The sequence below is a fragment of the Geothrix alkalitolerans genome (assembly GCF_022808885.1).
Lineage (GTDB): Bacteria > Acidobacteriota > Holophagae > Holophagales > Holophagaceae > Geothrix > Geothrix alkalitolerans.
In genome coordinates, this window is the sequence record NZ_JAKZLE010000002.1 from 267,692 (window position 1) to 282,505 (window position 14,814).

The following is a 14,814-nucleotide window of genomic DNA, read 5'->3' on the forward strand; positions in this document are numbered from 1 at the left end:
GTGTGGGCGCCCGGTTCGGCCCCCCGGGGGCCCGCCGGGGGGGGGGCCCCCGGCTGGCCGGCGCAGGCGGAGGCCCGTGCGCAGCCAGCCCTGCGGCCGGAGCGTCATCCGAAGGGTGACGCGGAGGGAATCCTTCCTCCCCAACGAGTGCTGTCCGGGGGTCCTGCGCTCCGCGCACACCCCCGGGGCCCCCGCGCTCGGCCATGGCTATGCCATGACCGAGCTAGACGGCCGCCGCCAGGCGGTCGTTTTCGTTAGGGGGCGCTTGGAGGATTCGAATCAGGGATGGCGCGCAGGTAGGGCCAGCCGGGGACAGCCCGGGGGGCTGTTCCCGGCTGGCCGGCGCAGGCGGAGGCCCGTGCGCAGCCAGCCCTGCGGCCTCCGCGTCACCCGCAGGGTCACGCGGAGGGAATTCTTCCTCCCTAGGCCGCGTCGTGAGGTCCGACCGGAGGGTGGAAGGACCGTGAATCGTTCCAGACTTTGATGAGATGGGGCTTGGCGTGCTGGTACCAGTAACGGATCAGGTCGGTCCGCCGGCGGTCGGATTCACCGGCCAGGAAGGCCCCGTCGGCCATGGCGAAGGAGGCATCGACGCCCGGGCCCAGGACATGGAAGCGGGAAGCCCCGCGTTCATCCAGCCCGATCACGATCCGCAGGCCGCTCACGGCGCCCGCAGTGCTCTGCCCCGCCAACAGCAGAGGCTCCGCCCCGTCGAAGAACACGCACACGCCGCTGTTCAGCACCGTGGCGAGGTGCTCCTCGAACGCCTCAAAGCTGGAGAGCTCCGGCAGCCGGTCCAACCGGAGAACCTGGCGGGCGTCATGTGCCGCGGCCCCTGCCAGGGGGACCTGCCACCCCGACCGCTTCGGCCTGAGCCACGGGGCGTAAGCCGCCACGCGCGCGGGCGCCGGATGCGGCTGGAGGTCACTGGAAAGGAATGGCACGGGGTGGGCTCCTCGCGGGACTCACCCATGAAACCGGACCTGAGGTCGCTCAGCAGCAGAAACCGCCGAACGGTCGTTTCTGGGGGCCGAATGGTTGAAACGGCCTGAAGCATGCCGGAGGTTCAGGCGTGCACCCCATGTCGGCGCAGGGCGTCGACGCCCATGGAATGCCCAAACCGCAGCCCTTCCTCGAGCGGCGTCGCGTAGTGATCGATGCGAGTCCGGGCGGACGCATCCGCACCCCGGGAAAGCAGGAGCGTCACCGCGTCCCCATTGTCGTTTGAGACGGCAAAGTGCAAGGGGGTGTAATCGTTCACCCCCCGTTGCTGGATATCTGCGCCGAAATCGAGAAGCAGGCGGATCCGGTCGCATCGATCCTGGTGATTGGACGTGAGCGCGGCGAACAAGGAGGGAAAACCCGAGTCCGGGTAATTCGGATCAGCCCCTAGCTGCAAAAGCTCCCTCACCAGAGATATCGGCGAATGATAGAGCGCGTAATCAAGGCAGTAATCGCCGCATTCACCCCAAGGTGAGTTGGGGAAGTCGACAGGGTCCCCGAGCTCGCTGCGAATCGCCCGCAGGTCACCTTCTAGGAATGCAGAATGAATTCGGTTGTGGTTCATGCCTGGGTGATGGTGGATGCCTGACGAAGAGGGCTCACTGGGTCCCTTATATTAAGGCGCTGAGCAGAACCGGGGGAACGGGAGACTGGCTAGAGCGATCTCCAATGCAGGCGGGGTCCGACTTGAGTGGAGGGTTAGGCATTCACGCTGGATGATCATATTTGCTTTCACAGTTATGCCACCAAATGCCAAGGGCAAGCGCGATGAGGATAAGAGTGCCTAGGAGCCAGGCCCCGACTGTTTAGTTCGAAAGAACCCAGTATACAAAGCCAGAGATGAGGAAAGTGGGAAGCAGCGCAACAACCACTCTCAATGGAACTGGTGTCATTGCTATGAATTCATAGACTGCTGCGAGGATATCGAACATGGGCACCAGAAATGATTGTTGAATGCCTAACTATAATTTGGACGGCGATCTCTTCCAATCCTGAAACCACATCATTTAATTTACAGATAAACATAAATACTTAGATAGCCGTAAAACTAGGGGTTGAGCAGCAAGTGGTTTGGACTGCCTAATTGATCTGAATGTTTGTGGATGGCTGCCATTGGGAAATAAAAATAGCGGTTAAGGGAATCCGGGAAGGCCCAAGGCTCTCCCCTTCCCTCAACTCACAACGGGAATCTCAACCCCTTGTCTCCCCGCACCTCCACGGTTTCGCTCTTGGTGCCTTTGGGGCCCCGGACGGTGACGGTGTGGCGGCCTTCGGCAAGCTTGACGCCGCTGCCGTCGCTTTCGATGCCGGTGTCCTGGCCATCCACGAGGACTTTGCCGGTGCCGGGGAAGGTTTCGACGGTGAGGGTGGCGAGGGCGGGCAGGTTCAGGGGCAGGGTCTGGCCGGCGGTGACGCTGAGGTTCCGGCTGTCCCTGAAGTAGTGCCGGGCGCTGGACAGCTCCACCTTGTGGGCGCCGGGAGGGAGGGGCAGCTTGGCGCCGGGAGCCAGGTCGCCCATGTCCTTGCCATCCACCTTCACGCGCACGCCGAAGGCACCCGCCAGCTTGAGGATCCCGGGGGCGTTGGGGTCCAGGGCCGGCTCCTGGCGGGTATCGGCGGTGGTGGCCTCCTTCAATTCGAAGGCACGACCGGCCGGGACCTCGCCGGGGGCGAAGTCCGAGGCGAAACCGAGTTGCTCCTTGGTGAGGGTCAGGCGGTGGGGCTGGCCCTGGTTCCAACGCACCTTCAGCGGCGTCAGACCCTCCTGGGCCTTCTCATCCAGCACCACCGTGGCCCCGGAAGGCACGGAATCGATGACCTCCTCGCTGATGATGGCCTCCAACGGGAAGACGGGCGGGGCCTCGCCGGGCTTGAAGGCATAGGTCAGGGGCCGGTAGCCCTTGAGCTCAAGCCGCAGGGTGTCGCCTGCCTGGAGGGGCTGGTTCATGGGCGTGGCGCCCACGGCCAGATCGTTCACGAAGACCTTGGCGCCCGTGGGCTGGGAATTGATCTGGAGGCGGGCGGCCTTCGGACCCCGGAACAGGAACCAGCCGCCCACGGCCAGGGCGGCCACGGCGGCTGCGGCGATCCAGATCCGGCCGGTGCCGCGGGGCTCGGGACGGGCCACCACCATGGTCTCGTCGTAGGCCGTGGAGCGGATCGCGGGAATGGGCGCCTCGCCGTTCATCTTGAGGATACCCAGGAGCTCGCGGCGGTCCTCCTTGGCGATGTCCGTCACCGCGTCCAGCAGGTCGCGCACGAAGGCCGTGCAGGTGGGGTGGCGGTCCTCGGGGCGCTTGGACAGCACCTTGTCGAAGACCCGGTGCCAGCCGTCGGGCAGGACGCCCAGCACCGGCGGCTGCACCTCCGCGGGCGGCTCGTTGACGATGCGGTAGAGGATGGTGTTGATGGAGGTGCCGGGGAACGGGGACTGGCCGCTCATCAGCTCGAAGACCAGCACGCCGAAGCTGAAGATGTCCGAGCGGCTGTCCACCTTGCCTTCGCGGATCTGCTCAGGGCTGGCGTAGCTGGGCGTGCCGAGGAAGGTGCCCGTCTGGGTGAGGCTGGCGTCCTCGCGCTTCGCGATGCCGAAGTCCATGAGCTTGGTGCGGCCGTCCTCGCCCACCATGACATTCCCTGGCTTCACGTCCCGGTGGACGATGCCCTTGGCATGGGCGTGGTCGAGCGCTTCGGCGATGCCCGCCGCGATGCGGAGCTTCTCCATGTTCGGCAGTGGGCCGCCTTCCTTCATCAGCCCGTCCAGGGGCTTGCCAGGCACGTACTCCATGGCCAGGAAGGGTCCGTAGCCCTCCTCTTCGCCCACGTCGTAGATGGCCACGATGCCGGGATGGTTCAGCAGGCCGGACACCTCGGCCTCGCGCTGGAAGCGCATCAGGTGCTCGTGCTGATCGGCCTCGGTCCGCACCGCGTCCAGCTTCATGAGCTTGATGGCCACCTTGCGCTTGATGCGGGGATCCTCGGCGAGCACCACGCTGCCCATGGCCCCCGAGCCCAGGAGGCGGAGAACCTGGTAGCGACCGATGGTCCTGGGGAAGTTCAAGTTGTCGAGATCGGCCATGCCAGCATCCTACCGGACGCATCGGGATGAAGTGGTAGATTGTCATGTTTTTCGTGGTTTTTCCGACTCTCCATGGCACAATAACGGCAGGTCCGCTGGCCCGGGCCCTGGGAGGCTTATTCCGTGATGGAAGTCGTCAAGACCATCGTGCTCGGCACCTACTTCACGCTACTCACCATCCTGAGCATCTACGGGGCGCACCGCCTCTGGATGCTGCTGCTCTACTACCGCCACAAGAAGGACGTGCCGCAGCCCGTGGGCGACGCGACCTACCTGCCGGTGGTCACGGTGCAGCTGGCGGTGTTCAACGAGATGAACGTCATCGAGCGCCTCATGGACCACGTCGTGAAGATGGACTGGCCCAAGGAGAAGCTCGAGATCCAGGTGCTGGACGACTCCACCGACGAGACCGTCAAGGTGGCCAGCGCCGTCTGTGACCGCTACAAGGCCCTGGGCTTCGACATCCACTACCTGCACCGCACGGATCGCACGGGCTTCAAGGCGGGCGCCCTCTCGGAAGGCCTGAAGGTCGCCAAGGGAGAGCTGGTGGCCATGTTCGACGCCGACTTCCTGCCCACGGAGGACTTCCTCCGCAAGGCCGTGCCCCACTTCGCCGACGGCAAGGTGGCCTTCGTCCAGGGCTGCTGGGCCCACCTGAACCGCGAATTCTCCCTGCTGACCCAGGTGCAGGCCATCCTGCTCGACGGCCATTTCGTCTTCGAACACACGGCCCGTCACCGGTCCCACGCCTTCTTCAACTTCAGCGGCACCGCCGGCATGTGGCGCGTGGCCGCCATCGCCGATGCGGGCGGCTGGGAGCACGACACCATCACCGAGGACGCGGACCTGTCCTACCGCGCCCAGCTCAAGGGCTGGAAGGGCGTCTACCTCAAGGACCTCGTCGTCCCCGCCGAGCTGCCCGTGGAGGTCAACGCCTTCAAGAGCCAGCAGCACCGCTGGGCCAAGGGCAATGCCCAGGTCATCCGCAAGCTCATGAAGACTATCTGGAAGTCCGACGAGAGCCTGCACACCAAGCTGGAGTGCTGGTTCCACCTGACGGCCAACTGCAACTACATCCTGATGGTGATCCTCAGCATCATCATGGTGCCGAGCATGATCTTCCGGGCCGGGACCCCCGTGCACGTCCTGCTGCTCACGGACGGTCCCTTCTTCCTGCTGAACGCGGTGAGCGTGGGCCTCTACTTCGGCCTCTCCCAGAAGGAACTTACCGACAACACCGGCTGGAAGACCCGCCTCAAGTACATCCCCGGCCTCATGGGCCTGGGCATCGGCCTCGCCCTGAACCAGGCCAAGGCCGTGATGGAAGGCTTCTTCACGGACGACAAGGAATTCAAGCGCACCCCCAAGTACGGCGTGGACGCCAACGGCAAGTCCGTCACCAAGCGGGCCTACAAGGTGCCCAAGAGCCTGCTGACCTTCCTGGAGCTGGGCTTCGCGGTCTACTACTTCGTCGCACTCTTCGTGGCCATCTACATCCGCAAGTGGGCCTCCGTGCCCTTCCTCTGGCTGTTCTTCAGCGGCTTCGCCTACATGAGCATCCTGTCCCTGGCGGATGTGAAGCTGTTCCGCCGCCTGGCCATGGATGAGCCTGTGGACGACGCCCAGAGCGCCTCGAACTTCGTCCAGTAGCGCGAGCTTTCGAGCTGGGGCCCTGCCCCGCCCCGGGTCCTCGTTCCGGTCCATGCCGGAGGCGTCCCCGGGGCGAGCCCATCCACCTGGTACCCACCCATCTCCCTGGTACCCATTGATCGATCTCCACTGCCACACCCTCCACTCGGACGGCACTGATACGCCGGAGCGCCTGGCGCTGCTTGGCGAGGAGGCCGGGCTGGCGGCCCTCTGCCTCACGGACCACGACACCCTGGGCGGCATCCCGGAGTTCCTGGCCATGCAGCCGAAGGTGAAAGTTCGCCTCCTGGTGGGCACCGAGCTGAGCTGCCGCTTCCTGGGCCGCTCGCTGCACGTGCTGGGCCTCCTGGTGGATCCCGCCGACGCCCGGTTCCAGGGCCGCCTGGACGAGCTGCGGCTGCGCCGGGATGACCGCAATCGCCGCATGCTCGCCCGCCTGGCCGAGCTGGGCTGCCCCATCACCTACGACGATGTCCAGGCCCAGGCCGAGACCCCCCTCATCTCCCGGGTCCATTTCGCCAAGGCCCTCGCGGCCCGGGGCTTCGTCAAACGGGCGCCAGAGGCCTTCGAGCGCCTCATTGGAGACGACTGCCCGGGCTTCGTGCCCCGGGAGGAGCTGAACCCCGCGGAAGCGGCGCGTTGGATCCGCGAGGCCGGCGGCGTGCCCGTCGTGGCCCATCCGGGACGCTTCGCGGGCGGTTCCTTCCGCTGGGACGAAGCCATGAAGGATCTCCAGCACGAAGGCATGGAGGGCCTGGAGGGCTACTACGGCGAATACCGGGCGGCGGAACAGAAGCACTTCGTGGCCTTGGCGGCGCGGCTTGGCATGGTGGTCACGGGTGGCAGCGACTACCACGGCGCCAACAAACCGGGTCTGCGCCTGGGTTCGGGCCGGGGCGGGCTCAAGGTGCCGGACAACCTCCTGGACGCCCTGGAAAGACAGCAAAAAAAGGGCACTTACCACTGATTGCCGATAGGCTGGTGCAAACGAGGCAGCCATGGCAGAGCGAATCCTCCTGGTGGAGGACGACCCGATCAACATCAAGTTCATCCAGACCGTGCTGATCAAGAAGGGCGGTTACGAGGTGCTGGTGTCGGAAGAAGTCGACGAGATCCTCCGGCTCGCCCGGGAGGCCGACCTGAAAGCCATCATCATGGACGTGAGCCTCTCCCGCTCGAGCTACCAGGGCCAGAAGGTGGATGGGATCTTCATCACCAAGCTGCTCAAGACCGACGAAGCCACCCGCCGGATCCCCGTGCTGCTGGCCACCGCCCACGCCATGTTCGGAGACCGGGAGAAGTACCTGGAGCTGACGGGCGCGGAAGGCTACATCTCGAAGCCGATCCACGATCCCGCGACCCTTATCGAGGCGGTGAAATCCGTCGCCGGAGCCTGACGGTGGCCGCGAAACCCGTACCCTACACCGCATACCGCCTGCTGGTGGAATACGACGGCAGCCGCTTCCACGGCTGGCAGAAACAAGGCCCCAAGCAGACCCGCGAGGGGGTTCGCACCGTGGCGGGCAGCCTGGAGCACGCGATCCACGAGGCGGGCCTGCGGCTCGTCTACCTGGGCGGCGCGGGGCGCACGGATGCCGGCGTGCACGCCCTGGGCCAGGTCGCCCACCTGCACCTGGAGGCCAAGGGAGCGCCGCGGCCCGGTGAGCTCCGCAGGATCTTCGACGCCACCCTCCCCCAGGACATCGCCATCCGTGACGTCCGATCCTGCGCGCCGCGCTTCCACGCCAGGTTCGACGCCGTCGACCGAACCTACCTCTACCAGATCAGCCGGCGGCGGAGCGCCTTCGGCAAGCCCTGGATCTGGTGGGTGAAGCGCAGCCTGGACCTGGACCGGCTGCGGAAGACCTGGACCGCCTTCGAGGGCGACCAGGACCTGGGCTCCTTCGCGGACCTGGATGCCGAGGAGGATGGGCTGAGCCGGATCCTCCGCTGCGAGGTCGCCGAATCCGGATCCCTCGTGCTGCTGCGGGTCTGCGCCACCCACTTCTTCCGTCGTCAGGTGCGGCGCATGGTCGGCGCCTCTGTGGCCTGCGCCCTGGGCGAAGAGGAACCCCGTCGGGTGCTGGAGGATCTCCATGCGCCCACCGAGGCGGCGAACCTGTACTGGGCGGCCAAGGCGGCCCCGGCCTCCGGCCTGTTCCTGGAGTCCGTGCGCTATCCCGGGGATCCCGAACCCGCGCCGCTCAGCCCGGCCATCCCCATCTACTGAGGCCTGTGATGCTCACCCGCGATGAAGCCTGGACCCTGCTCTGCCAATGGACACCCTCCGAGAAGCTGCGGACCCACGCCCGGGCCGTGGAACTGGTCATGCGCGACCTCGCGGAGAAGCTGGGAGAAGATACCGGGCGCTTCGGCCTGGCGGGCCTGCTGCACGACGCGGACTACGACAGCTGGCCCGAGGAGCACCCCAAACGCATCGTCGCCTGGCTCCGCGAGCGGGGCGAGACAGAGCTGGCCCACGCCATCAGCGCCCACTACACCCGCTGGAACGTCCCCTACGACCATCTGTTGGACAAGGCCCTGCTGGCCTCGGACGAGATCACGGGTTTCGTCATGGCCTGTGCCCTGGTGCGCCCCACCCGCACCGAGGGCCTGGAGCCGAAGAGCGTGAAGAAGAAGCTCAAGGACAAGGCCTTTGCCGCGGGCGTGGACCGCTTCGAGGTGGCCGAAGGCTTCCGCATGCTCCTGGAGGCCGTGGGAGGCACCGAGGAGGAGCACCTGGCCCGCATCATCGCCGTGCTGCACGAGAACCGGGCTGAACTGGGACTGGGCTAGCGGACGAACGCCTCGCCCAAGGTCTCGGTGATCCGCCGGCGCCGGAGGATGAGTGTCCTGAGGTATTCCTGCTTCTCCAGCAGCGCTGCCCGTCGAGCCTGGGCCTCCGGGCCCTCCTGAGGCGTCGAGAGGGCTTCGACCTCGGCCCGTGCCCGGGCCTCGGCCGCAGCCACGCGGATGACGCGGATCTCCCGCTTCGCTGCGGGGGCTCCCCAGTTGTTCTCGGTCCACAGAGGCTCGAAGGAGGCCTCGGACAGGCCCACATGCGTCCGCCCATCCAGGTCCCGGCGCTGCTCGAAGATGGCCTGGAGCGCCGCGCCGTCGCGGCTATCGCCCCCCGCCACCGGGAACAGGTCGGCCCGGTACATGCGGTCCTGGTTGCTGATGAAGTTGCCGAGGGAATAGGCCACCAGGGCCTTGCGGCCGCCTGCCTCCAGGATTTCCGCGGGCTGAAGGACGTGGGGGTGGTGGCCCAGCACCAGGTCGCAGCCCGCCTCCACCAGCCGCCTGGCGATGTCCCGCTGGCGCTTGGTGGGCTGGCGCTGGTACTCGTTGCCCCAGTGGACGCTCACCACCACCAGGTCGGCCCGGGAACGCGCGTCCCGCACAGCGGCCATGGCAGGTTCCAGGTCCAGGGGGCGCACCCAGGGTTCAGTGGCCTTGCGGTCGAGGTTCACGTTGAAGATGTCCGTGAAACCCAGGAATGCCACTTTCAGCCCCTGCCGTTCCACGATCTGGAGCGCCTCCGCCCTGGGCCGGTCCTCCCCGCTGCCCACCGCGAGCAGCTGCTCGGCCCGCAAGCGGTCCAGGGTCTCGCGAACGCCCTTCGCCCCCTGATCGAAGGCATGGTTGTTGGCCGTGGAGAGCACGGTGAACCCGCTCGCCCGAAGGGCGCCCGGCAGGGCCGCCGGGGCATTGAACTGGAAGGGCACGCCAGGACGGCCGGTGGTGGGCGCCACGGGCGTCTCCAGGTTGCCGAAGGCCAGGTCCGCGTCACGGAAGAGGGGCACAAGATCTGCCCAGAGCGCCGGAAATCCCTGCGGCGCATGCTCTGCGGAGGCCTTGACGTCCTGGTGCATGAGGATGTCCCCCACGGCCACCAGGCGGAGGCGCGGCGGGGGTGGGGGTGGCGGGGGCGTGCGGCGGGACCGGCAGCCCACCAGGCTGCCCAGCCCCGCGGCCAGGATCGCGGCAGCGAATGGCCATCGGGAGCGCATCAGTCCCAGGCCTCCGGCCCGTAGTAAACCTCGATCGGCAGGCTGGGCAGCCGGGCGCTAACCTGCGCCGCGAGGTCGTCCATCTCCTGCCGGGACAGGGGGCGGGCCTCGGCTTCCGGCGTGGGCCGGGCCACCGTGTAGAGCTGAATGGCCCGGAGCCGGCCGCCCTGGGCCTGGATGGCCTCCAGCCGTTCGCAGTAGGCGGCCACCTCGGCGGCGGAGGGTCCCTGCCCCTTCCAGCTGAGGAAGAGGGTCTGGATGAGGATGGGCCAGCGCCGGGCCGTGGCCAGGAGGTTGTCGAGGATCTTCTGGAAGGGCACCTGGCTGCGGCAGATCTCTCGGTAGAAGGCCTCGGTGCCTGCGTCGAGCTTGGCCCAGATCTCGCCCTGGTTCGCCATGAGCGTCTCCAGGCCCTTCACCACCTCGGGGGCCTGCAGGCGGCTCGAATCCGTGATGAGCACGAGCTTCACCAGGTCGAGCCCGCGCTGCTCCTTGCGGCTGGCGACCCTCGCCACCACCTCGGCGAACTCGCGGGCCGTGGTGGGTTCGCCGTCGCCGCTGAAGGCGATGTCGTTGAGCCGCCGCTGCTCCGGGCGGGCTGAATCGAAGGGCGGGATGCCATAGATCTCGCCGCTGGTGGCCAGGTCCAGCAGCAGGCCCAGCTCCTTGTCCAGCAGGTCCAGATCCAGATCCTTCCGCTTGGGGGGCGTGTGCCGGTCCACCTCGCAGTAGACGCAATCGAAGTTGCAGACCTTGTCCGGGTTCAGGTTCACACCCAGGCTCACCCCGCGGCTCCGCCGTGAAATCACAGGGTAGCAATAGTCGAAATCCCGCCAGACGCGGCGGTGATCCAGATGGGCCTTGATGAGATCCGTCATGGCACCAGGATACGCCCTTCAGGCCTGGCCGCTCCGGGCCCGGTGGGCCTCCGCGGCGGCCAGGACCGCCTCGGGTTTCCACAGGATGGGCTCGGGATGCTGCCCTTCGTCCACGGCCACCATAACGAATTCGCCGCTGGTGACGGCCCGCCGGGCATCAGACACAGGCTGGTAGACCTGCACCTCGATCTGGAGCGTCATGCTGGTGCGCCCCTGCCGGGCGACCGCTACGTAGAACTCGATGATCTCCCCGGCCCGCACGGGGCTGTGGAAGACCAGCTCGGAGACCTTGAGGGTGAGGAATCGGCGGTTCCGGGACATGAGCGAGGCGGTGATTCCCGCCACCTTGTCCATGCGGGACATCATGTCGCCGCCAAACAGCGTGGCGTTGAGGCCGATGTCCTGGTCCAGGACCATTTCCCGTGAAATCAACATAATGAAAATTAACCACCAAGACACCAAGACACCAAGAAAAGAAAAAGCAGTTCTTGGTGCCTTGGTGTCTTGGTGGTGAAGCTCTTCGTTGTGGCTACTTCAGGCGCTCGGCGAGGGCCTTGCCCATGTCGGCGGGGCTCTGCACCACGGTGATGCCCGCGGCGGTGAGGGCCTTCATCTTCTCGGCGGCGGTGCCCTTGCCCCCGGAGATGATGGCGCCGGCGTGGCCCATGCGGCGCCCCGGAGGGGCCGTCTGGCCGGCGATGAACGCCACCACGGGCTTCTTCATGTTCGCCTTCACCCAGGCGGCGGCGTCTTCCTCGGCGCTGCCGCCGATCTCGCCGATCATGATGACGGCGTGGGTGTCGGGGTCGTTGTTGAACATCTCCAGCGCGTCGATGTGGCTGGTGCCGCTGACGGGATCGCCGCCGATGCCGATGCAGGTGCTCTGGCCGATGCCCAGGGCGGTGAGCTGGCCCACGGCCTCATAGGTCAGGGTGCCGGAGCGGCTGACGACGCCCACATGGCCCTGCTTGTGGATGCGGCCGGGCATGATGCCGATCTTGGCCAGGCCGGGGCTGATGATGCCGGGGCAGTTGGGGCCGATGAGGCGGCTCTTGGGGTAGTTGGGAAGCACCCGCTTGACCTTGACCATGTCGAGGACGGGGATGCCCTCGGTGATGCAGACGACCAGCTCGATGCCCGCATCGAGGGCTTCGAGGATGGCGTCCGCCGCGGCCACGGGGGGCACGAAGATCATGGTGGCGTTGGCGCCGGTCTTGGCCACGGCATCCTTGACGGTGTTGAAGACGGGGAAGCCTTCGATCTCCGTGCCGCCCTTGCCGGGGGTCACGCCGCCGACCACGTTCGTGCCGTAGTCGCGGCAGCCCTTGGCATGGAAGAGGCCTTCGCGGCCCGTGATGCCCTGGACGATGAGTTTGGTGTGGTTGCCCACGAGAACAGCCATGTCATACCTCTCGAAAATGTGATTCCGGGTTCCGTGGATGGACCTACTTGATGGAGGCGACCACCTTCTCGGCGGCATCCTTCAGGTCGGCTCCGACGATGAGGTTCAGGCCGCTTTCCGCCAGGATCTTCTTGCCCTCCTCCACGTTGGTGCCCTCGAGGCGCACAACCACCGGCACCTTGATGCCGATCTCCTTCGCGGCGTTCACGATGCCGGAGGCCACGATGTCGCAGCGCATGATGCCGCCGAAGATGTTCACCAGCACGGCCTTCACGGACTTGTCCTGGAGGATGATGCGGAAGGCGTTCTTCACCGCGTCCTCGGTGGCGCTGCCGCCCACATCCAGGAAGTTGGCCGGGGAGCTGCCGCAGTACTTGATGATGTCCATGGTGGCCATGGCCAGGCCCGCGCCGTTCACCATGCAGCCGATGCTGCCGTCCAGCTTGATGAAGTTCAGGTTGTACTTGCTGGCTTCCACTTCTTCTTCCGCTTCTTCGTTGAGGTCGCGGTAGGCCAGGACATCCGGGTGACGGACGAGGCCGTTGTCATCGAAGCCGATCTTGGCGTCGAGCGCGGTCACATCGCCCTGCTTGGTGACGACCAGGGGGTTGATCTCCACCATGGAGCAGTCCTTCTCCACGAAGAGCCGGTAGAGGTTCTGGAGGAAGACCACGCCCTTCTTGAAGGTGTCGCCTTCGAGGCCCAGGGCGAAGGCCACCTGGCGTGCCTGGAAGCCGCTGAGGCCCAGGGCCGGATCGATGGCGACCTTGACGATCTTCTCGGGAGTCTTCTCGGCCACTTCCTCGATTTCCACACCGCCTTCAGTGGAGGCCAGGATGGTGACCCGGCTGGTGACGCGGTCCACGAGGAAGCTCAGGTAGAGTTCGCGCTCGATGTCGATGGGCTTGGAGATGAACACCGTGCGGACCTTGCGGCCTTCGGCGCCGGTCTGCTTGGTGACGAGCTGCATGCCGATCATGGCCTTGAACAGCTCCGCGGCCTTGTCGGGATCCGTCGCGAACTTCACGCCACCGCCCTTGCCACGGCCGCCCGCGTGGATCTGCGCCTTGACGACGCTGGCCCCGCCGAACTCCTTGGTGATCATGCGGGCTTCTTCAGCGTCCTGGGCGACCTTCCCATCGGGCGTGGCCACCTTGTACTGCCGCAGCAGCTCTTTGGCTTGGTATTCGTGGATATTCATGCTCACTCCCGAAAAGGTCGCCTTCCAGTCTACCGCCCGGGCCGGCGCCGCCGAACCCTGAAGGCTGTGACTCGTGGCATCCTTTAAGCAGGAGCTGTCCATGCCCCAGATCGACCGGCTGCTGTCCCACGTCATCGCTCGCGGAGGTCGCCGCCTCCACCTGGTGGCCGACCAGAAACCCCACCTCGAGCTCAAGACCGGCGAGGTCATGGACCTCCTGCCCAACCCCCTCCCCGCGCTGATGGTGGAGGTTCTGGCTGGCGAAGTGGTTCCCGGAGACCTCAAAGCCTCCTGGCAGATGGAAGGAAAGGCCCAGTTCCAGCACGAACTGGACGGCCAAATCTTCGGAATCCGGCTCGATCGGGAAGGCGGGATTCCGGTCCTCATCGCGGAATGGCAGGGCCCGGCGTCTCCCCGTCCATCCACCCCCCCGCCCGCTTCAGCGGCCTCGCCCCTGCGGACCGAGCGAGGCCAGGGCCATCCCCTGGCGGAACGCCTGTTCTCGGCGCTTCTCTCGAAGCAGGGCTCCGACCTCCACTGCACGTCCATGGAGCCCCCCCTGGTCCGCGTCCATGGGGACATGAAGGAAATCGAGGGCTTCGATCGCCTGGAACCCGCCACCCTGCTGGAGATGATGGAGGCCCTGGCCACTCCCGCGGCCTGGCATCACTTCCAGGAACACCACGACGCGGACTTCGCGTATGCCTACGAGGCAGGCGGCTGCCGCCTGCGCGTGAACTACTTCATGGATCGCGTCGGCCCTGGTCTGGTCTGCCGCGTCATCCCGAACCAGCTCCCCGACCCCGACAAGCTGGGCCTCCCGGATCCCGTGCGGCGCCTCTGCGACCTCTCCAAGGGGCTGGTGCTGGTGACCGGTCCCACGGGCAGCGGCAAGTCCACCACTCTGGCAGCCATCATCGACCTGGCCAACCAGAAGCGCCATGACCACATCCTCACCATCGAGGACCCCATCGAGTTCGTGCATCCCCGCAAGGGCTGCCTGGTGAACCAGCGCGAAGTGGGGACTCATACGGACGGGTTCAAGAACGGCCTCCGTGCGGCCCTGCGCGAGGATCCCGACATCATCCTCGTGGGCGAGATGCGCGACCTGGAGACCATCGCCATCGCCCTGGAGACCGCCATCACGGGCCACCTGGTCTTCGGCACCCTGCATACCAGCAGCGCCATCGGCACCATCGACCGCATCGTGGACCAGTTCCCGGCGGACCGGCAGCAGCAGATCCGCGTGATGCTGGCGGATGCCCTCAAGTGCGTGGTGAGCCAGACTCTGCTCAAGAAGATCGGCGGGGGCCGCATCGCCGCCCTGGAGACCCTCTTCATCAGCCCCGCCATCGCCAACCTCATCCGCGAGGGCAAGAACTTCCAGATCCCCAGCGCCATGCAGACGGGTCGGAGCTACGGCCAGAGGCTCATGAACGATGCCCTGGTCGAGCTCATCAAGGACAAGAAGGTGGAGCCCATGGAGGCCTACCTCAAGTGCCCCGACAAGGAGAGCTTCATCGCGGCCTGCAAGCGGGCCGGGATCCCGTTCGATCTGCGGTTGGGGGAAGTCGAGAGCTAGGACCAGC

The 14,814-nt window shown here is 66.3% G+C and carries 14 protein-coding genes; 6 read left to right on the forward strand and 8 right to left on the reverse strand.

Annotation, left to right across the window (positions count from 1 at the left end; all coding sequences use genetic code 11):
* Positions 1 to 422: 422 nt before the first annotated feature.
* The 3 genes from MLJ35_RS05300 to MLJ35_RS05310 all read right to left on the reverse strand — a co-directional run bounded on the left by MLJ35_RS05300 (position 423) and on the right by MLJ35_RS05310 (position 4,081).
* A complete protein-coding gene (locus MLJ35_RS05300; RefSeq protein WP_243383445.1) occupies positions 423 to 800 on the reverse strand; it encodes a hypothetical protein in 378 nt (125 codons plus the stop codon).
* A gap of 266 nt (positions 801 to 1,066) precedes the next feature.
* Positions 1,067 to 1,567: an ankyrin repeat domain-containing protein gene (locus MLJ35_RS05305; RefSeq protein WP_243383446.1), complete on the reverse strand. Its 501-nt coding sequence runs from the start codon at positions 1,565 to 1,567 to the stop codon at positions 1,067 to 1,069.
* A gap of 612 nt (positions 1,568 to 2,179) precedes the next feature.
* A complete protein-coding gene (locus MLJ35_RS05310) occupies positions 2,180 to 4,081 on the reverse strand; it encodes a serine/threonine-protein kinase (protein ID WP_243383447.1) in 1,902 nt (633 codons plus the stop codon).
* A 126-nt stretch (positions 4,082 to 4,207) separates the two neighbouring features.
* On the opposite strand from MLJ35_RS05310, the gene MLJ35_RS05315 reads away from it, so the two are divergent.
* The 5 genes from MLJ35_RS05315 (at position 4,208) to MLJ35_RS05335 (ending at position 8,527) form a co-directional block, all read left to right on the forward strand.
* Entirely contained in the window at positions 4,208 to 5,731 is a 1,524-nt protein-coding gene (locus MLJ35_RS05315; RefSeq protein ID WP_243322259.1) for a cellulose synthase family protein, read from the forward strand.
* A 115-nt stretch (positions 5,732 to 5,846) separates the two neighbouring features.
* A complete protein-coding gene (locus MLJ35_RS05320; RefSeq protein ID WP_243383448.1) occupies positions 5,847 to 6,698 on the forward strand; it encodes a PHP domain-containing protein in 852 nt (283 codons plus the stop codon).
* A gap of 31 nt (positions 6,699 to 6,729) precedes the next feature.
* Positions 6,730 to 7,128: a response regulator gene (locus tag MLJ35_RS05325; RefSeq protein WP_243321396.1), complete on the forward strand. Its 399-nt coding sequence runs from the start codon at positions 6,730 to 6,732 to the stop codon at positions 7,126 to 7,128.
* A 2-nt stretch (positions 7,129 to 7,130) separates the two neighbouring features.
* Complete coding sequence (locus MLJ35_RS05330; RefSeq protein WP_243383449.1) at positions 7,131 to 7,961, forward strand: tRNA pseudouridine synthase A; 831 nt, start codon at positions 7,131 to 7,133, stop codon at positions 7,959 to 7,961.
* 8 nt (positions 7,962 to 7,969) lie between these two features.
* A complete protein-coding gene (locus MLJ35_RS05335) occupies positions 7,970 to 8,527 on the forward strand; it encodes an HD domain-containing protein (protein WP_243383450.1) in 558 nt (185 codons plus the stop codon).
* Here MLJ35_RS05335 and MLJ35_RS05340 read toward each other — a convergent pair.
* The 5 genes from MLJ35_RS05340 to sucC all read right to left on the reverse strand — a co-directional run bounded on the left by MLJ35_RS05340 (position 8,524) and on the right by sucC (position 13,225).
* Complete coding sequence (locus tag MLJ35_RS05340) at positions 8,524 to 9,744, reverse strand: CapA family protein (protein ID WP_243383451.1); 1,221 nt, start codon at positions 9,742 to 9,744, stop codon at positions 8,524 to 8,526. The two genes, MLJ35_RS05335 and MLJ35_RS05340, sit on opposite strands and share 4 nt — an antisense overlap.
* A complete protein-coding gene (locus MLJ35_RS05345; RefSeq protein WP_243383452.1) occupies positions 9,744 to 10,622 on the reverse strand; it encodes a radical SAM protein in 879 nt (292 codons plus the stop codon). Before MLJ35_RS05345 ends, MLJ35_RS05340 begins: the two co-directional genes overlap by 1 nt.
* Positions 10,623 to 10,640: 18 nt before the next feature.
* Entirely contained in the window at positions 10,641 to 11,039 is a 399-nt protein-coding gene (locus MLJ35_RS05350; RefSeq protein WP_243383453.1) for an acyl-CoA thioesterase, read from the reverse strand.
* A 112-nt stretch (positions 11,040 to 11,151) separates the two neighbouring features.
* Complete coding sequence (gene sucD, locus MLJ35_RS05355) at positions 11,152 to 12,024, reverse strand: succinate--CoA ligase subunit alpha (protein ID WP_243321408.1); 873 nt, start codon at positions 12,022 to 12,024, stop codon at positions 11,152 to 11,154.
* Between the two features lie 43 nt (positions 12,025 to 12,067).
* Entirely contained in the window at positions 12,068 to 13,225 is a 1,158-nt protein-coding gene (gene sucC / locus MLJ35_RS05360; RefSeq protein ID WP_243383454.1) for an ADP-forming succinate--CoA ligase subunit beta, read from the reverse strand.
* Between the two features lie 100 nt (positions 13,226 to 13,325).
* On the opposite strand from sucC, the gene MLJ35_RS05365 reads away from it, so the two are divergent.
* The gene (locus MLJ35_RS05365) at positions 13,326 to 14,807 is read left to right on the forward strand and encodes a type IV pilus twitching motility protein PilT (RefSeq protein WP_243383455.1); all 1,482 of its coding nucleotides are present in this window, start codon (positions 13,326 to 13,328) and stop codon (positions 14,805 to 14,807) included.
* Positions 14,808 to 14,814 lie beyond the last annotated feature (7 nt).